Below are 18,062 nucleotides of genomic sequence, written 5' to 3'. Positions count from 1 at the left end.
GATCGGGAATTCCTGGGATTGAAAAGGCTGTTGGTAAACGTAGAATTAAGGCAGCAGGTTCAGTTCAGTCAGTTAAGGTCGGTTGGTTCAGTGGACCAGTTTCACAATTCTATCTAGTGAGTATATCTACGGCCTGCGTAGACTATTACACAGAAAGTTTTATTTCTTAAAACTTAATAGGACTAAGGCTTCGCTCACAACAGTAAGATTGTCAGAAAGTTTTATTTCTTAGAACTTAATCGCGTTAAGGCTTTGCTACAACATTAAGTATTGTCAGGGGGTATTGAGATCAAGAATATGCACTCGTCCTCAGAGCTGGAAACTTATCTGAAAAAGAATTCCGGAAAAGACCTGGAAAAGGATTCAGTAAAGGATCTGGAAAAGGATTCAGTAAAGGATCTGGAAAAGGATTCAGTAAAGGATCTGGAAAAATACCAGGAAAAAGGCAATGATCCACACACATCCTTGTATCGGGAATCACTTGCCATGCACCGACAGCTTGGGGGTGTACTGGAGGTTGCCAGTAAAGTTAGCCTTCAAACAATACACGATCTCAGCATCGTCTATACGCCAGGAGTTGCCGAGCCGTGTAGAAAGATAGTCAAGGACCCGGAACTTGTCTACCTCTATACCCTGAAGAGAAATACTATTGCTGTTGTCACCGATGGATCGGCAGTGCTGGGGCTTGGGAACATAGGACCTTATGCTGCACTACCTGTTATGGAGGGAAAGGCAATAATTTTCAAAGAATTTGCAGGCATTGATGCCTTTCCAATTTGCCTGGACACACAGGAAACCGAAGAAGTGATAAAAGCAGTAAAGTATCTGGCTCCTGCATTCGGAGGCATTAACCTTGAAGACATTAGCTCTCCTCGTTGTTTTGAAATCGAGGGCAGGCTGCGTGAAGAACTCGATCTGCCAGTTATGCACGATGACCAGCATGGGACAGCCATTGTAGTTTTCGCCGGGCTCCTCAATGCCCTTAAAATTGTGAATAAAAAGTTAAATGAACTCCATATAGTGATTTCAGGCCTGGGGGCTGCAGGAGTATCAATTTTCCGGTTCCTGGTTCGGGCAGGAGCAAACCCAGCAAGAATTCTTGCCTGCGACAGCAAAGGGCTCGTGTATGAAGGCCGGGAAAATGGCATGAACCCTGTAAAAGAGGAAATTGCCAGGCTCACAAACCCTGAAAAATTGAAAGGAGGGCTTGAAAATGCTTTACCGGGCGCTGACCTTTTTATTGGTATCTCTGTGGGAGGTATAGTCAGTGAGGAAATGGTTCGGTCCATGGCAAAAGATGCAATTGTAATGGCCATGGCAAACCCTGTGCCTGAGATAATGCCTGATGCTGCAAAGCGGGCAGGAGCGAGGATTGTTGCTACAGGCAGATCGGACTTTCCAAATCAGCTTAATAACTGCCTGAGCTTTCCGGGAGTTTTCAAAGGAGCTCTTAGCACCTGTGCAAGGAAAATAACACCTGAGATGGAAATGGCTGCGGCTCATGCGCTTGCAGAGGTCGTAACACTAAGCGAACTTTATGAAGATTACATAATTTCTGACCCCCTTGACAGGCGTGTTGTGCCGGCGGTTGCGAAAGCCGTTGCAAGTGCATCGCTTGAAAGTTGTGTTGCAAGAAAAAGTCATGAAGACCGCATCTGAAAGACTTAAATTTACTTAGAAAACACAATTGTGAATATATCTCCTAATTTTTAAAATCCTTTTAAACTCTCAAAGTATATTTTTAAATTTTTGCACTGAATCATCTAGCTCCGACGCTATCTATTTCTATCTACATTATGACTAAATATTTTTAAATTTAATACTTTAATAAAGTTTAAGTCTAAAGGGAAGAATATAAAAATATTAAAAAGTGTGAACTAGTTGCGAGTGAAGATTGTCTATTTTTTGTTAAGTATTAAGGAATGGAACATATGAGATATAATAAAAATTTTTATATAGCTTTTTTAGCATCAATATTTTTGGTTACATTTTTAATCCTCTTTTCATCTGTGGCATTTGCAGCTACTGTACAAGATACTTCACTCACAATTACTAAAACTCAGATTACAACCAGTGGGTTAGCAGAGAGGCCTGCTATTTTCGGTGATAAGATAATATGGCAGGATTACCGCAACGACAATGGAACCGGGGTAATTACTGATATCTACATGTATAATCTCTCGACTTCCAAAGAAATTCAGGTAATCACCAGTGGATCAGCGGAAGCACCTGTTATCTATAATGATAAGATAGTTTGGCGGGATGGGCGTAATGGAAACTTTAGTCTTGAGAAGCCCGATATCTACGTGTACGATCTCTCTACTCACAAGGAAACACGAGTTACCACTAACGGTTCGTACTCGACTTCCCCTACTATCTATAAGGATAGGATAGTGTGGACGAACTACAGTAGTAGTGTTCAAATGTACAATCTTTCCACCAACCAGGAAAGTCAGATTGCTAACAGTGAATCAATGATATTTAGTCCTGCTAATTATGGTAATATTATAGCATGGGAAGATTTTCATGTCTTTAGAGATGACAATGTTCAGGTTGATAGTAACACATCTAATTTTTCCACCCATAAAAAGACTCCAACCCGTGACATCTGCTTTTATGATCTATCCACTCACAAGAAAACTCAGATAACTACCGATGGATCAGCAGCACACCCCGCTATTTATGAGGATAGGATAGTGTATTACGATTGGCGTAATGGAAACTGGGATATCTACATGTATAATATCTCTACTTCCACAGAAACTCGAGTTACCACAAACGGATCAGCACAGGATCCTGCTATCTACGGTAATAGAATAGTCTGGGTGGACGGGCGTAATGGAAGCTCGGACATTTACGTGTACGATCTCTCCACTCACAAGGAAATTCAGATTACCAACAGTGAATCGTCTAAGGAATTTCCTGCGATTTATGAGAACAAGATAGTGTGGGAGGATGCTTTCAATGGAAGCTCCAACATCTATATGTGTACTATCTCAGGAGATGAACCTGAAATCAAAACACCTGTGGCGAATTTCAGTAGCAATGTCACATCCGGTTATGCCCCCCTTTCTGTGCAATTTACAGATCTATCAGAAAATGCAACTGGATGGAACTGGAATTTTGGAGACCGAACTAACTCAACCAAGCGAAATCCAACTCATACCTACTCTGCAACTGGAAAGTATACAGTAACGTTAACAGCAAGCAACGGCGAAAATGGAACGGATATAAAGACAAGTAAAATAAAGGTACAAAGTGCCCCCCGACCGATTCCTTCTGGATTTAATCTTTTGATTCTTGGAATAATTGTATTCTATTTATTTAGAAAATCAACATGAAGCTGTACCAAAATTAATAGATGCCTTATAATGCTGAAAAAAAAGCCCTATTCTTTTGATAAAGATCCAAAAATCCAGTTTATGAATCTCTTTAGTAAGCTCGAAAAACAGAACAGTTATCCAGCCAGATCACAAGTTGAGAAAACAGTAAAAAGGATTAAGGTAAAAAGTAATGCGATTACTATTTTTATCGAGTAAACCCACAGTTTGCTGGAATATAAGCTTCCTGAGAACCTCATTGCCATAAAATATACCAAGGGTGCTGCTAGGAATACATCTGTTACTTGCAGTATGGCAAGTCAGCTCAATTCATAACTTTTTTTAACTCTTTCTCTCAGTTCTCAGTTCGCAGACCAATCTTCAGAACTATTGTTTCAAAAACAATTTGAACTTAAATTACATAATTTTTCTGTCATATATTACGGGGTGATCTGAAATGAACTGCAGCGAATTGAGGGACGGTCAAACTCTTGTTTGTGAGAGATGCGGGCTTGAACTTAAAGTGATAAGTGAGTGCACAGACGATAGTTGCTCTACAGGCTGTGTCGGCGATATTGACTGCTGCGGAGAGCCAATGAAATTGAAAGAGTGAATAAAATCGTAAAATAAAAAAGTAAAGAATATAAAAAGAATATTATAAAAAATTAAACGAGGGGTCTCCTCAGATATATAAGGGAAATAGTTCCAAGGGAAATAGTTCCAAGGGAAATAGTTCCAAAAAGCTATATTGAAGACTTAATTTCATAATCCATTTGTCACTAATTTCTTTCCTGCATACTTTCTTTCCTGCACAGTTTTTCCTCTATAGTTTTTTCTTTCCATCTGATCGCTACTTTCTTTTTGTGTTGTCTGTTTATTGTCTGCTTATTTTCAAGTTTCTAGAAACCTTTTTGTAGCTTCCTTATCTCCGCGAATACTTTCTGATTTGTATAAGAACTTTATAAATTGTATCAGTGGTACAAAGTGCATGCAACATAAGGAGAAAGAATACTTTATATATTCAATAGGAAGAAAAAACACTAAGCTTATGCAACACAACGGAAAAAAGCCATTAGGAATGCAAAGTTTTGGGGATAAATATGAGCGAAATTCGAAGAAGATTTGATGATATTTCAAAAAAATACGATGGACAGAGAAGGAAGTTTATACCTTGCTTCGACGACTTTTATAGAGTACCGGTATCCGTTGCTTCCGTAAACACGGAAAGTCCGGATATACTGGACATCGGAGCTGGAACTGGCCTTTTATCGGCATTCCTGATGGAGAGGTATCCAGAGGCATCGTTTACTCTTATTGATATCTCGGAAAAAATGCTGGATATGGCAAAAGAGCGATTCAGGGATAATCCAAACGTAAAATATGTTGTAGCCGATTGTTCAAAGCATCATTTCGCGGAAAAATATGATATGGTAGTGTCGGCGCTATCTATCCATCATCTGGAAGATAGTGGTAAAAAAGAAATTTATAAAAAAAGTTATTTTCTACTTAAACAAAACGGGATTTTTATTAACGCCGATCAGGTCTATGGAGAGACTCTTTTCATAGAAAACCTGAATAAACAAATCTGGAGGCAGTATATCGAGGACAGTGTTTTGTCCGACGAAGAAATCCTCGATGGTTATGAAAGAATTAAGCTTGATAAGGAATCAACATTGGATCAACAAATGAACTGGCTTAAGGAAGCCGGCTTTTATGATGTTAGCTGTATCTATAAGTTCTATCATTTTGTGGTTATGTTTGGGAGAAAGATTGTATAAATTAACGATTTACTGGCTTCTATCCTCCCCTTACCTTACGGGCTCTGCAAAAATATAAAAAATGCCCGCCGAAAATTAAAGATCCGGAACGTTCAGTTTATATTTTTTAAAGATTAATGGTAATACTAATGCAAAGGAGATAAAATATGTCAGCAAACTTGATAGAATATTTTAACAAATCGCCCAGGCTTGGCGTCCTCAGCACATCCAGCACTGACGGCCGGGTCGATTCAGCTGTCTTTGGCTCGCCTCAAATGATCGATGAAAAGACTGTAGTAGCGGCAACGGCTGATAATCGCACCTTCGCAAATCTTCAGGAAAATCCATATGCTATGTATACGATCATGGAAACCGGAGAGTCAATAACGGATTGGAAAGGCATCAGGGTTTATATGAAACTTAAAGAGTATGCGACGTCCGGGGAGTTGCTTGATACGATTCGAGGTGAGGCTGCAAAGTTCGTAGGTGAAGAAGGCGCGAAAATGATACACGCTGCACTGACCTTTGAAGTCTATGAGGTCAGACCCCTGGTAGATTTCGGACAGGGATGGGAGAAATCGATCTGAGTTTTATAATTTGCAGAATTGAATAGTGGAAGGATTACAGATTAAAAGTTTACAGGTTTCCTTAAAAGATTACAATTAATTTGTTTTCCGAATCTGCACTCCTTCCGGATACTTTTTTACTGTTTTCAAAATAATCCTCAAGACTTAAAAAACTTGATATAGTTGATATCTGTTGCAATCGATATGGGTGATATGAAGAGCAGGAAAAAACCATCACTCACCTTAAGTATCCAGATGCTCCGGGTCAGTTGCGAACGAAATATAAAATTTACAGTATATCTTTTGCCACATGTTCCTATTTAAACTCTGTTTTCATTTCTTATTGGATTCTAATTTATATTTCTCTAGTTATTATATGTCAGTAATAATAATCTCTTTATGACACCAAGAGACTTTTTCCTGATTTATGGATCTTTGCTTGATGACAGCAGGTGCCAGTTAAATCATTTTTATATAGATGGGGTAATTAAACATGCACGAAGGAATGATGGGACAAAGTGAAATGCATCACGGCTCGATGCCTGAAATTTGGGAAATGCTGACTGACGAACAGAAAAAAGAAGTTGCATTAATGAAGCTGGATATGAAAATCCAATGGATGGAAATGAAAATAAGCGAAATGGAAAATATGATTAAGTTAAAGAGAAAAGCTATAGAGAATATTAAAAAATTCAGAGAGGCACTTCAAAAATAAAATTCAAGGAAATCGAGAGCTATAACCGTTGACCCGCAACCATTGTGCCGCAACCGTTGCGCCGGTTGATCACGCCGCTGCTAGGGTTTTCGATAAAACCTTTTCTCAAAAGGTTTTCGGTCAGCAGTTTTTTAAAAAGGGTTGCGGGACTAACAACTGACTTCATACGTGGTTTCAAGAACTTCCTGAGCAATCTGGATAAGCCTGAACCAGGTATTCAGTGCTGAACGCAGGGAAACCACATCTTCAGCTTTTACGCTCAGTACCAGCTTATTCGCATCCTCAAGGGAAAGGCCTATTGCAGATCTTTGTGAAAAGTTATCATCGAGTTCGGGCAGGAGAGCCCTGTAGATCGTTTCTGCAGTTTCGGTTTCAAAAATAAACTCTGCGAAAAGTTTCAAGAAATTCCTCCTGATAAATCTCCTTTTTGAATGTTTTTGAAGCGAATAAGGGAAAAGTCGGTTTGCGATTTCCTTTGAAAATCAGTCTCAAGATTCTTAACATAAAAAATCGATTTACAAAATTCGGCTCTAAATATAAGGGTTTGGAGGTCAATACTTTTTAAAACCTCGGAGATTAAGTTTAAAAAGGGACTTTCCACTGCCCACAAAATCGATATCTTTTTCCCCAATCACTATTAAAGTGGAACTGGGAGGAAGTTGATCAATTTTATCACTTTCAACCCTTTGAAAGTGGAAAAAAGCCTCAAAGGCATCCGCAAGCTCTCCATGGCCTGTTAGTGTGGGTTCGAGATCTGAAAACCAGTAGGAATCAAGTTCCTTAGAATACCAGTCTGTAAACCTGAGCGAGAACAGGAGCTTTCCGGCTTCATCATAAAAGCTGAGTTCCCCGGGATTTCCGTGGTACTCTCCTACAACTATAAGGGGTCCTCCATCCGCAAACTCCAGCATTCCCTGCATGCCCATTTTTCCGCGCGTTATACACCTGCCGGCTATAAACCGCGAAAGTAACTTGCAAAGCGTCCTGGTCCTTGCAGAAGGTTTGCGAGAAGAAGTAACAAGCATACTCCTTACTCGGCCTTAATGCGTTTAATGGTTGTAGGACGCTCTTTTACCAGGATTCTGTGTCCGCAGTACGGACACCTTATACCTGTGTACTCGTAGTCGATTTCCACTTTCTGTTTACATCGAGTGCATTTATAACCCATACAACCACAACCTTAAGATTTACTTTGCCTCAGCAACATTCTTCATCGTACGCAGCAGAGTCTGACCAACACTGGTATAGGGAATGTAAGTTCCGCCAGCGAAGGTGTGCCCGCACTTGCTGCATTTCCAGATACCAGTCCCAATTCTCTTCACTGTAGGCCTGGCACATTTTGTACATACATGCGGAGCTCGCATGCGTTCTTCCAGATCTGCAACAAGCTTTCTGTCCTTTCTTCCATATCTTGGACCGAATCTGCCTGCTGATCTGGAAATCCTTCCTTTCTTAGTGAACTTTTTTGCCATCGTTATAACTCCTTAAAATGTAAATGTTTAATCCAAAGTGATTGAACTAAGAACCTGCTGGCTCACGGGTCAGGTCCCTGAAACTCAGATTATCAGATTCCATTCATTACCTATTGCACGTGTACTTAGACCGTAATATGGCATTTAATATTTATAATTAATTAGTCCTGCCTGACTCATTCCCGCTTTACCAGTTCTTCTAGGTAAAGTTCCCTGAGTTCGGCTGCCTTTTCACGTGCCATATCTATTGCTTCCAGCACCTCGGCCTCGGTGAATGGAGCAGATCCCATTTTCTGCATGCCAGCAACCGATCCGTCCGAACTTGAGACTACAGTCAATTTTGTCTCACAAACAGCTTCCTCATCCAGTGAGGGGTCCACCATCAGCTTTGACCCGATTTTGGCAATAGTCACGCCCACAGGTATCTCTCTCATGGCAAGGGGAACATTCGTACCGATTCCCTGCTGCTCGTTCGGGACAATCGCGGTCATAAGGGCCGCAATAGCAGCGAGGCAGGACGCATCAATCACATTTCCATCATCATTGAGGACATGGACATCTATGAAGACGATCCAGACGGATTCTCCAACGGTTATGCAAAGCTTCTTTATATCAATTGCGCCCGATTCCCGGATTCCCCTATCTACAACCCTTGCCATTTCGATTGCTTCTTCTCTGGGTGGGCCTGGCTCAAACTCCGGAGAAGCAATAGGGTTGAGTTCCAGGTTAGTAATAATCACGCCTTCGTCCTGAGAATCCGGAAAAGGAGTTCCTGTCTGAAGCTTAACTCCTACAATAACCTGGGTGTCTCCCAGAGTTACCTTTGCCGAGCCCTCGGCTTTCGAGATAACATTCGTTTCGAGCTTGATATCCCTAAAATCTTTAAATCCGCGTCCATCCTGACGCTTTCCCTTAATCATAAGGTTGTAAATATAGTCCTTCTTAAGCGTAGCAATAACTTCACTCATCGTTTTCACCTCTGCTTCCGGATTCAGAGGGGTCTTTTACTACCTTCCAGGGGCCTTTGCACTTTTCTTCTTCAGGCTCTTCTACGGTCTGTTCGGCAGGAGCCTCTTTCCTAGACTCGGCTTCGGACTCAATCTCTGACTCGGATTCAAAAGTTTCTTCTGAAGCAGCTTCTTCAATCTCGGCTTCTTCTTCAGGCTGAGTTTCTTCTTCAGGCTGAATTTTCTCTTCAGCAAATTCCTCGACCTCGGGCTCGAATTCTGTTTCTTCTTCGGTTTCTTCGAGCTCAGGTTCTTCGATCTCCTCAGGTTCAGAAACTTCCTCAAATGAAGCCTCGAAAGCAGCTTCAAAATCAGCTTCTTCTTCAAAAGCCTCTTTCTCAACTTCTTCTTCTGATTCTGCTTCAATTGCTCCCTCTATAGATTCCCCTTCTACGATTTCAGCCTCGGCATCTTTAATAATCTCTTCAAGCTTCTCGCACTCGGGAGCCTCTTCATTAAGAGCACATGCTTCAACAGTTTCTTCGGAAAGCTCTTCAGTTTCCTCAATAATTTCTTCTACGGCTGCCGCTTCAGGAGCATATTCAAGAGAAGGTTCCGTTTCTACAACTTCAGCCTCTGACCCTTCAGCCTCTTCTGAGGCCTCGGCTTCAGGCTCTTCTACAGGCGTTTCAAACTTCTTTCTCAGCACTGCCTGCTGAATCTCAAGGATCTCTTTGCAGCCTTTCTTTATAAGCTCAAAGCCTTTTCGAATTTCATCAGGAGTGAGATTTCCGTCCATCTGGAGCAGGGTAATTTCTCCATCCTGGGTCATTGCAACAGGGAAATCGGCCTCACCATAATTGTCCTCTTCCTTGTTGAGGTCAAGCACTATCTGCCCGTCGACTTTTCCAAAAGCACAGGAAGTAACCAGGCCTTTCATCGGAATGCCTGCATCTGCAAGCGCTATGCTCGAGGCATTAATTGCTGCTGTCCTTGTCCCTGCATCCGCCTGAAGGACTTCCACGAAAATATCGATTGCGGTTTTCGGGAAAAGTTCTGCCATAATCACCGGCTCAAAAGCTTCCCTGGAAACTTTTGAAATTTCAATACTCCTTCTGCTGGGTCCTGGCCTGGCGCGGTCTTCCACGGAAAAAGAAGCCATATTATATTTGTAACGGATAACCGCAGTATCTGCACGTTGTGAACGTCGGGGGTGGACCTCTCTCGGGCCAAATACGCCTACGAGGATCTTATTTCTTCCCCATTCAAGATAACATGAACCGTCGGCTCGCGAAAGTACGCCGATCTCAATTTTCATGGGCCTGATCTCATCCGCATGCCTCCCGTCAAGGCGCAGCCCATCGTCAGTGATTAATTTTTCAGGTTTATCACTCATACTTTAATCTCCAAAAAACTCCTAACAACTACTTTAAAGAAGCTTCCCTAAAATCCCTCATGACTATCCGGAATTCAGTTATTCGGATCCAGCAACACATCAATCTTCCTGTAAATCTCTTCGGAATGATCTTCTTTTGGCAACTTTGCCTCTTTCTTACCACTTTTAAAAAACTTGGCGGGCTTTGGCTCTTTCTGCTTGCTCCGCTCATTCTTCAAAAAGTTATAGATCCTATCTGTCAATCCGGAACGCTGGGCTTCGGCTTCGATCTTCCTGAGGGCCTTACTTAAAAGCTCCACATCATCGTCCTTTCCATCGATCCATATTCTGCCGTTCTGGCCAACGAAAATGCTGCAGTTTGTTTCTTTCTTCAGCATTGAGATCATGGAACCACCGTGTCCTATCACACGTGGGACTTTCACAGGCTCAACTTCTACAATCTGGCCTGTTTTAAGTTTATGGAAGTTCGAATCCCTGAGAGCAAGCTCGACTTTCATGGAATCGTCTACGTCTTTTACTCTAAGAATTATAGAGTCGCCTACGTCCATAATTTCATGCATCTCCCGGGATTCTACTCTTCGGGGGTATTCGGATACATGGAACAAGCCGTCATAAGGAGAAGCAATGTCCATTATCCAGTTGGATGGCGTAACCACAATAACGATCCCGATCACCACATCATTTACGGAAGGGATATAAGCTCCCGCAAGAGGGATCACTCCAACTTTATCCTCTTTGAGATTTTCAATACCACAAAATGAAGAATAAATCTTGTCGTTCTTGACATAAGTCCCGTATCCGGCTTTTTTCGAATTCTCGGATAGCAGGTCACCAGGGATCACTATTTTTTTATCCATCCAACATCCTCTTATAAAAGTTTAGTTTGAGCCTCTCCCTTCGTAAGATGATTTATAAGAGCGTATAAATCAGTCTGGACTCCTGCAGGAATTCTTACCACCGCAATCCAGGAGCCGTCACGCTGCCATTCTTCTTTTGTAATGCTTCCTATCTTGGAAATATCTCCGTATGCTTTGGGAGCATATTCGGGAGGGATTTTCACAGCAATACTGACCTCTTCAAAGCGTATAGGTATGAGCGGGCGAATGGCTTTCATAGTGATATTGACCAGCTGATCCACGCTTTTCAAGGGATCTATATGCACCTTTGCCTCTTCCATCGCCTTTTCGATCCGTGCGGGAGGATGCGGTGCTTTTGTCTGGGGATTTATCGCATTCCTGGAAATGGTATAGATAACTTTTTTCTTTTTTTCCTCAAGCATACGTTTTCTCTGTTCAGCAGTGAGCTGAAGCTCTCCGCTTTTCAGGATCACGGCAGCAATCTTGAAGGGATCCGTTGTCTCAAAAGCATTGAGAATTTCGGACTCTGCTGCTCGGTCCCCTCGGTTTGCGTCTTCGAAGATAGTTTCAACCGCCAGAATATCTTCAAGGCTTACGTCTTCTCCTCGCTTGTAGGCCAGAGCTCCTTCGGGCTCGACCAGGACTTCGAAGTGTTTGCTGCCTCTTTTAAGCCGCGCAGTCACTGCCTCGTCCAGGGACACCATTTTCAAATACCTTCTCCAAAATATAATTTTGAGAATCCGAAGATTCTCTGAGTACTCATTCTCAAATATTATATAGATTTTATTCTTTGTGTTCAGTTTCCTTGTGTTTTACAAGGATCTGCTGAACATAATTCTCAACTTCTTCAGGAACTAATTTCCTGAATTTCTTATCCTGAAGCGACACAACACCCACCTCAAGGGTAGACGCATCAAACTTGCCTTCGGCAGCTCTGTAGAGCGCGTCCATGCCGAGGAGAATCGCCGCATCAATATTCATATCTTCCCTGTATTCTGCTTCAAAGACCTCAACGACCGCGTTTCTGCCTGCTCCTATGGCTGTCGCTTTGTATTCCAGAAGAGCACCGCTCGGGTCAGTCTCAAAGAGCCTTGGCAGGTTGTCATCTACGCCTGCAATCAAAAGTGCAGTCCCATATGGGCGAACTCCACCATACTGGGTGTAAGTTTGCTTGTGGTCGCAAATTTTCTTGGAGATGACCTCTACACCTATGGGTTCGTCATAAGAAACCCTGTTGACCTGCGCTTCTACACGGGCTCTGTCAACAAGGGAACGGGCATCTGCCACAAGCCCTGAGGTTGCAGCTCCTATGTGGTCATCAATCTGAAAAATCTTTTCAATTGACTGAGCCTCCACAAGCCTGCTGGTTATTCGCTTGTCAACGAGCAGTACTACCCCATCAGCTGCCTTGATTCCCACGGCTGTTGTTCCCCTCTTGACTGCTTCGCGGGCATATTCTACCTGAAAAAGTCTTCCATCAGGGCTGAAAACCGTAATTGCCCTGTCATAGCCCATCTGTGGTGCCATCTGCATATTCCGTATCTCCCTTAATTTTTATTCTATATTGTTTTTATCTTCCCGGCTAGAAACCGGTCTTTTTCCTATAAAGGATCTCTGTCCGCAGGCTCGTCAGCTAAATCACTGCCTTCCCCAAAAAGGCTTTGGTCAGTGATCATGAACTGCTGCGAGGATATCCCGAAAATTCAGGAGCTTAAAGTCCCCGACCCAGCATTCAGGTAAGGAAACCGACTTTTGATTTCCTATTACGTATTTCTTCCTTATTAGAGTTTTTAACCTTCTTTTTAGAACTTTCAATCCTGAAAGACTTTTTTCGGACGAAACCTGCGGGAAATACCCCAGTTACAGGGAATTCAAAGGCACTTGTACCCTGCAAAACTTCTACCCTGTAAAGTACGTATTCCAGAATCTGGATTCGCGCACTTCAGGAGCCTTTTTAATAGTTTTTAAGGTCCAGTTCTAAATGTCAACTAAGTCCGCTAATAAAGTGTATTTACTCAGTTATAATGCTTGTGAAACCCGGACTTTTCCGATGCTTAAAACCGTATTTTGAGCCCTCTATAAAAGAATTTTTGCTCTCACGCTTCACTCATCCAAGTTTCGATCTGCTTCCTATCAGATCTGCAATCGCCTGGATTTTCCTCCGGACCAGCTATTTTTTTTGTCAATCAGCCTTGCCAATGATATTATATTTGTTACACTAATATACTCATTAATATACTCATTCATCATGGTATATATCAAACAGCATCCTGACAGTTTATTAAATAGTTTTCTTATAGCCTCAAAGCTGAGGATTCTCAACACTGGCACAAAAGCCATTAATCGGAAAAGCTGCTTAATTTAGCTTTCCTGAACCCTGCAGTTTAGCTTTCCTGAATCCTCCCCGGCTATTCTTCAGACGTTTTGGATTTTATCCTGATTTTGGGTTCAAATGTCGTATTCTGAAGAAATTTCTCGGTTGCCCTTTTAATCGTACCTGAGGTTCCAAGTATATGCACAGTTGCCCTTTTTCCATTGACCCGTATAAGAGTTGCCAGGGATGCTCTCGTTTCTTTCACTTTCGTATGAGAACACTGAATAATACCTTTCGAGTCTTCGAACCCTAGAACCTTGATATCACATTCACTGGCAGTAACGTCTCCAAGTAAGGAAGAAGCCGAGGACATGACCTCTTTGACCAGATCACTCCTGCTGACTGGCATCTCCGAGATCAGCTCAAAGGCCAGATAGCGCTTTTTAGCACGAAGCGAAGGAAGCAGGCGTTTCAAATGTAATCTCCCTCCTTAAGCACCTCAATACCTTCTCTGATATAGCCGGGACCATGGCGGTTCCTTGAGATTATTTTTTCAGGCACAACAGTAATGGCTTCAAAAGCCTCATCTTCTTCAAGCCCGCAGACTTCAGCCAGAGCAAGAGTCTCCATGGGAGAGCGAAGATCAAAACAGGACATCGCATCACTTGAAAGGACAAGGGGAACATCATACTTTCTGGCAAGGTCAAGGTTTGATCTTAAATCCGACAACAGACGAACGCGTCTTGGCCCTCTTGAATGAAGGAGGGGCCTTATTGTCAGGCCGATTGCAACATCATTTTCAGCTGCGGCCTTTGCGAGCACCTGGTTTAATCCGCTGCTCTTAGCAAAAGCCGGATGGTTAAGGATATCTACTCTTGGGTTTTCCAGAGCAGCCCTGTTGACGGTTTCAGAGCCTCCATGCACTATCAGGACATCTACAGACTTTCGGAATTTTCCGATAAGTCCATGAAGTTTCGAAGGATTTTCCTCCACAAGCTCAATTCCCCTGAAAAACTCAAATTCATTAGTAGAGGGTAATACCAGCTGTGATTGAGGAAGCTTATCAGAATGGTTTGCAAGCGCAATCCCACTGTACCCTAAATGCCAGGCAAGGGCAGCAAGTTGCTCAATCATATTTTCCCCATCAGGCACCGCATGAACGCAAAAATCGTAGAATTTAGGTTTACCCAAACAACTCCTCCACTATAGCTCCAGCTTTTTCCCGGTTCTTCGGATAAGTCTCGATCTTGACTTTTGCAGTGATCGTATCCGAGGAATCAGTCAGCCTCACCTGCTGCAGGTATGCAGCTTGCTTGTCAAAGCGAAGATGGAAGACCTGGTCGTCATCCAGCCTCTCAGGCATTTCTTCCCTCAGCTTTGCTACATCTTCTTCGGAAAAGCTCTCTCGGACAAAGCTGGCAAAATTCAGACAGTCTGCCTTTCTTTTAAGCTGCACGCTCAGGATAGTAATGGGATTTCCATGGTGCCCTTCAGCCTGGAGCTCTTCAATCAGTTTGCTCCCTTCCCGGACGCCGGCGCTGGATAAAAAAAAGTCCAGAGCCGCACGGACTCTGGATACGTCTTCGGTTGCGTGGGCGATCACACGCAGTATTATGTGATGAATCACTTGCCTCGACTCTGATGTGCACGGATACTCGGCCTGGTCTTTTCAGTACCTTTGCCGCGTGTAGTCATGCCTCTACCCTTCCGACCAACACTGGTTTTGCCCCTTGCGGCTCTGTCCCTCACAGACGAGTCACAGATCCAGTTTAGGTTCTTGTCACTCTTTATTACAGGGTGGTGTGGGTCTACAAGGATGACTTCAAACCACTTGTGCTTTCCATCTTCCCCTACCCAGTAGGAGTTCAGAACTTCAAGGTTCGGGTATTTGCGGTCTGCACGGGCTTCGGCGATCCTCTGGATGCTCATTCCACCTGTGATCTTATTCGTTCCCATTTTCTGGGTTCTTCTTCCACGTTTGGGCCTTATTTTACCAAGCCCTCCGCGGCGTACATTCACTCTGGCAACGACAATGCCCTGCTTGGCTTTGTATCCAAGGGAGCGTGCTTTGTCTATTCTTGTGGGCCTTTCGATTCTAGTCACGGACCCCTGCTTTCTCCAGACCTGCATGCGCTCCCAGCGGAGTTCGTTCACGTAAGTCTCATCAGGATTTTTCCATGCATCGCGTACGTATGTGTAAAAAGATTTTACCAATTTAAACACCAAGTTTCACTTTTGTTTCACGGTTCAGCCCTGCCTGCAGGACCACATTCCAACGGGACCTAATCCCGAAAATGAAACATGCGATAAACTGAATCATCTGATTTAAAGCTTTGCCCGTGCACAGGTCGATTAAAAGTGAAGAACATGCACAGAGCAGAAAGATAGAATATTTGAAAAGAGAAAACAAAGAAAGTTGGAAGTAAGCTTTAGAAAGTTTTTGTTTTGGAAAGTTTTTGACTTCTTGTAAAACTCCTACAACATTTTCAAATTCGGCACCGGCTTTAGCAAATAACGGCATAGAATTAGTGGCTTTAATCAGGATTTAGGGCTTTGCTGGCTATCTTTGCTTGAGTAAACTTTTAAAAGGAATATCCAAATTTATAAAGGCAAAGTAATCATATATTAAACATGGAAAATTCTCCAATGAAAACCCGATTTTTATATTTTACTACATCCCTTATTACATGATAATATTAGGGTACTTATCTCATGATTTAGTGAATGGAATACGCATTGGAATTGGCAGTGGAATTGGGGTAGCTATAGGGATGGAACTAGGAAAAAGGCGGGAGAAAAGGAAACAAAGAGAAACAGAAAATAATACTAATAATAGATGAAATAAAAAAGATACAGAAACCATAAAAACCAAACCGAAGAATAAAACACAAATAGACGGTCTGATATAACTAAGCCAGGTCGGTTACACCACTTTTTCCTCAGCTTGGTGTACCCAGAGTATCACCTGACGCCGGCACTTCATTCCCTTTGAATTTTACCTCTTTTCCCTTGATATTCTTTTTCTTCTTCTCTTCTAGTATAGGAAGAGCTGCCATTATTCCATCAATTATGTCTTCGGGTCTTGGACAACACCCTGGAACATATACATCTACAGGAATTACCTGATCCACTCCTCCTATTACATTATAGCAGCCATGGAAAATTCCACCTGTGGATGCACATGCTCCGACTGCTACAACAGCTTTTGGATCTGGAATCTGATTATAGATATTTATAAGCACATTCACATTTTTGTAATTTACTGCGCCTGTAACCACCATTATATCTGCTTGCTTTGGGGTACCGATATTTAAAATACCAAACCTTTCGGCATCATACATAGGAGTAAGACAAGCGATTACTTCAATATCACAGCCATTACAACTGTTGCAGTTCACGTGTATAATCCATGGGGATTTTGCTAATGCCATAAACATTTCTCTTTTATGCTGTTTTCATCTGAGCAACGTATAGAATTACTACGTTTACTCTGCGTTCCATGTATACTATCTCAATAGCACTTTTGAAACATATCCAAATAATCTAAAATCTTATGGAGCTCGATGAAAATTGAATACAATTAGTAATTTGAACTCTTATTTTANNTAAAATAAGAGTTCAAATTACTTCCTATAATAAGAGAGAATAAAGATATAATGAGATTAACAAAACCCAAGTTGAAGTTCTGTTAATATCTAAAAACTGCACAATCACGAAAAAATAAACTACTCTGTCAAGTAGTCGGTTGATAGAAAAAAACTTGACAGAACAACCATACAGAAAGTACAAATTAACAAAAATTAAATTGAAGAAATATTTTAAGTACTTTATTTCAATAATTTAAGGGCTTCTCTGCAAGCAGCAACAGCCGGAGCTCCTGAGGTGATAAAGATAACCTCCATGGCTTCCATGATTTCTTCCTTAGTGACTCCATGATTAAGAGCACTTTTCATCTGCGCCACCGTACAGGCCTCACACTGCTTAGATGCCACAACTGCAAGAGCCATAAGGATTTTTGTTTTTGCAGACAGAGCCCCATCAGATAATAATTTTCCATCACAACGTTTGTACTTTGTAAGAAATTCAGGGTCAAGTTCTTCAAGAGTTTCTAAGATATGGGGCTTAAATCCCATTTTCTTTTCAATATTTTCTGCTACTGTTTTATGGTCTGCCAAATTATGCCACCTACCTATAGACTAATATTAACTATTTCTTTTTATATTAAAGAGTTAACTGTTAAATTAAGAATAATGGACTTTGTAGAAATCCTAAATTGTCCAGTTATTATAAAATAAATGTTAAATAAAGAGCTCCTTCCACTTTTTACCACAAAAATGTAGGGGCACCTAAAATAAGTGATTTCAAATAAAAGTAGCAGTAACAAGTATATAAAATTTAGTGAACTTAGTCTGAAGACTGTTCAGTCTTCCAGACTGAACCTTTATTCATGTAAGTTCTCAATAAGAAATTATACTCAGCATCAACACTTTGTTCTTGTCTTATTCAATATATTGGGACAGATTATCGTGGAATTGTTGAGCTAGTTGATTTAATGAGCAAAGTAAAAGAGGTACTTGGTCTTGACCAAGTACCGCATTTTACTACTCTTCAGAAATTTGTCTCAAGAATTCCATATTATTTCTTTAACTTAATTTTATCCAGAACTTTAAAAATGTTTTATTACGAAAGAGAAAAAATAGCAGTAAACGCTATTGATG

At 41.7% G+C, this 18,062-nt stretch carries 23 protein-coding genes; 6 read left to right on the top strand and 17 right to left on the bottom strand.

Annotated elements, in window-relative coordinates:
• Positions 1 to 486 precede the first annotated feature (486 nt).
• The 6 genes from BP621_RS14120 to BP621_RS14095 all read left to right on the top strand — a co-directional run bounded on the left by BP621_RS14120 (position 487) and on the right by BP621_RS14095 (position 6,358).
• Positions 487 to 1,659 (top strand): NADP-dependent malic enzyme, encoded by a 1,173-nt coding sequence (locus BP621_RS14120; RefSeq protein ID WP_349682086.1) that lies wholly within the window; start codon positions 487 to 489, stop codon positions 1,657 to 1,659.
• A 320-nt stretch (positions 1,660 to 1,979) separates the two neighbouring features.
• Complete coding sequence (locus BP621_RS14115; protein ID WP_292391112.1) at positions 1,980 to 3,341, top strand: PKD domain-containing protein; 1,362 nt, start codon at positions 1,980 to 1,982, stop codon at positions 3,339 to 3,341.
• Between the two features lie 436 nt (positions 3,342 to 3,777).
• Positions 3,778 to 3,933, top strand: coding sequence for a hypothetical protein (locus BP621_RS14110; RefSeq protein WP_292391110.1), 156 nt, complete (start codon positions 3,778 to 3,780; stop codon positions 3,931 to 3,933).
• Positions 3,934 to 4,420: 487 nt separating this feature from the next.
• The gene (locus BP621_RS14105; protein ID WP_292391108.1) at positions 4,421 to 5,098 is read left to right on the top strand and encodes a class I SAM-dependent methyltransferase; all 678 of its coding nucleotides are present in this window, start codon (positions 4,421 to 4,423) and stop codon (positions 5,096 to 5,098) included.
• 146 nt (positions 5,099 to 5,244) lie between these two features.
• Positions 5,245 to 5,664 carry a pyridoxamine 5'-phosphate oxidase family protein gene (locus tag BP621_RS14100; RefSeq protein ID WP_292391107.1) on the top strand — a complete coding sequence of 140 codons (420 nt, stop codon included), beginning with the start codon at positions 5,245 to 5,247 and terminating at the stop codon, positions 5,662 to 5,664.
• 472 nt (positions 5,665 to 6,136) lie between these two features.
• Entirely contained in the window at positions 6,137 to 6,358 is a 222-nt protein-coding gene (locus BP621_RS14095; RefSeq protein ID WP_292391106.1) for a hypothetical protein, read from the top strand.
• Positions 6,359 to 6,377: 19 nt separating this feature from the next.
• Here BP621_RS14095 and BP621_RS14090 read toward each other — a convergent pair whose 3' ends face one another.
• From BP621_RS14090 to BP621_RS14010, 17 genes are all read right to left on the bottom strand, one after another.
• Positions 6,378 to 6,524: a hypothetical protein gene (locus BP621_RS14090; RefSeq protein ID WP_292391104.1), complete on the bottom strand. Its 147-nt coding sequence runs from the start codon at positions 6,522 to 6,524 to the stop codon at positions 6,378 to 6,380.
• Complete coding sequence (locus BP621_RS14085; protein WP_292391102.1) at positions 6,508 to 6,759, bottom strand: KEOPS complex subunit Pcc1; 252 nt, start codon at positions 6,757 to 6,759, stop codon at positions 6,508 to 6,510. The genes BP621_RS14090 and BP621_RS14085 overlap by 17 nt, the downstream gene beginning before the upstream one ends.
• Before the next feature lie 150 nt (positions 6,760 to 6,909).
• Positions 6,910 to 7,383 (bottom strand): rRNA maturation protein, encoded by a 474-nt coding sequence (locus tag BP621_RS14080; RefSeq protein ID WP_292391100.1) that lies wholly within the window; start codon positions 7,381 to 7,383, stop codon positions 6,910 to 6,912.
• Positions 7,384 to 7,388: 5 nt separating this feature from the next.
• Positions 7,389 to 7,526 carry a DNA-directed RNA polymerase subunit P gene (locus tag BP621_RS14075; RefSeq protein WP_011021777.1) on the bottom strand — a complete coding sequence of 46 codons (138 nt, stop codon included), beginning with the start codon at positions 7,524 to 7,526 and terminating at the stop codon, positions 7,389 to 7,391.
• Positions 7,527 to 7,545: 19 nt separating this feature from the next.
• Positions 7,546 to 7,830 (bottom strand): 50S ribosomal protein L37ae, encoded by a 285-nt coding sequence (locus BP621_RS14070; RefSeq protein WP_128506952.1) that lies wholly within the window; start codon positions 7,828 to 7,830, stop codon positions 7,546 to 7,548.
• A 176-nt stretch (positions 7,831 to 8,006) separates the two neighbouring features.
• Positions 8,007 to 8,807, bottom strand: coding sequence for an exosome complex protein Rrp42 (gene rrp42, locus BP621_RS14065; protein ID WP_292391098.1), 801 nt, complete (start codon positions 8,805 to 8,807; stop codon positions 8,007 to 8,009).
• Positions 8,791 to 10,173 carry an exosome complex exonuclease Rrp41 gene (rrp41, locus tag BP621_RS14060; RefSeq protein WP_292391096.1) on the bottom strand — a complete coding sequence of 461 codons (1,383 nt, stop codon included), beginning with the start codon at positions 10,171 to 10,173 and terminating at the stop codon, positions 8,791 to 8,793. The genes rrp42 and rrp41 overlap by 17 nt, the downstream gene beginning before the upstream one ends.
• 74 nt (positions 10,174 to 10,247) lie before the next feature.
• The gene (gene rrp4, locus BP621_RS14055; protein ID WP_292391094.1) at positions 10,248 to 11,030 is read right to left on the bottom strand and encodes an exosome complex RNA-binding protein Rrp4; all 783 of its coding nucleotides are present in this window, start codon (positions 11,028 to 11,030) and stop codon (positions 10,248 to 10,250) included.
• 11 nt (positions 11,031 to 11,041) lie between these two features.
• Positions 11,042 to 11,734 carry a ribosome assembly factor SBDS gene (locus BP621_RS14050; RefSeq protein ID WP_292391150.1) on the bottom strand — a complete coding sequence of 231 codons (693 nt, stop codon included), beginning with the start codon at positions 11,732 to 11,734 and terminating at the stop codon, positions 11,042 to 11,044.
• A 79-nt stretch (positions 11,735 to 11,813) separates the two neighbouring features.
• Positions 11,814 to 12,563 carry an archaeal proteasome endopeptidase complex subunit alpha gene (gene psmA / locus BP621_RS14045; RefSeq protein WP_292391093.1) on the bottom strand — a complete coding sequence of 250 codons (750 nt, stop codon included), beginning with the start codon at positions 12,561 to 12,563 and terminating at the stop codon, positions 11,814 to 11,816.
• Between the two features lie 875 nt (positions 12,564 to 13,438).
• Positions 13,439 to 13,819: an Rpp14/Pop5 family protein gene (locus BP621_RS14040; RefSeq protein WP_292391091.1), complete on the bottom strand. Its 381-nt coding sequence runs from the start codon at positions 13,817 to 13,819 to the stop codon at positions 13,439 to 13,441.
• Positions 13,816 to 14,535, bottom strand: coding sequence for a ribonuclease P protein component 3 (gene rnp3, locus BP621_RS14035; RefSeq protein ID WP_292391089.1), 720 nt, complete (start codon positions 14,533 to 14,535; stop codon positions 13,816 to 13,818). The genes BP621_RS14040 and rnp3 overlap by 4 nt, the downstream gene beginning before the upstream one ends.
• Positions 14,528 to 14,971, bottom strand: coding sequence for an RNA-binding protein (locus BP621_RS14030; protein ID WP_292391087.1), 444 nt, complete (start codon positions 14,969 to 14,971; stop codon positions 14,528 to 14,530). Before BP621_RS14030 ends, rnp3 begins: the two co-directional genes overlap by 8 nt.
• Positions 14,968 to 15,558, bottom strand: coding sequence for a 50S ribosomal protein L15e (locus tag BP621_RS14025; RefSeq protein WP_292391084.1), 591 nt, complete (start codon positions 15,556 to 15,558; stop codon positions 14,968 to 14,970). The genes BP621_RS14030 and BP621_RS14025 overlap by 4 nt, the downstream gene beginning before the upstream one ends.
• Before the next feature lies 1 nt (position 15,559).
• Positions 15,560 to 15,865 carry a hypothetical protein gene (locus BP621_RS14020; protein ID WP_292391082.1) on the bottom strand — a complete coding sequence of 102 codons (306 nt, stop codon included), beginning with the start codon at positions 15,863 to 15,865 and terminating at the stop codon, positions 15,560 to 15,562.
• Positions 15,866 to 16,283: 418 nt separating this feature from the next.
• Positions 16,284 to 16,775 (bottom strand): NADH-quinone oxidoreductase subunit B family protein, encoded by a 492-nt coding sequence (locus BP621_RS14015; protein ID WP_292391079.1) that lies wholly within the window; start codon positions 16,773 to 16,775, stop codon positions 16,284 to 16,286.
• Between the two features lie 396 nt (positions 16,776 to 17,171).
• Positions 17,172 to 17,519 carry a carboxymuconolactone decarboxylase family protein gene (locus BP621_RS14010; RefSeq protein ID WP_292391077.1) on the bottom strand — a complete coding sequence of 116 codons (348 nt, stop codon included), beginning with the start codon at positions 17,517 to 17,519 and terminating at the stop codon, positions 17,172 to 17,174.
• Positions 17,520 to 18,062 lie beyond the last annotated feature (543 nt).

It is taken from the genome of Methanosarcina sp. UBA5 (assembly GCF_002505485.1).
GTDB lineage: Archaea > Halobacteriota > Methanosarcinia > Methanosarcinales > Methanosarcinaceae > Methanosarcina.
The sequence above is the reverse complement of the archived record's forward strand: the minus strand, read 5'-3'. Positions and strand labels throughout refer to the sequence as shown.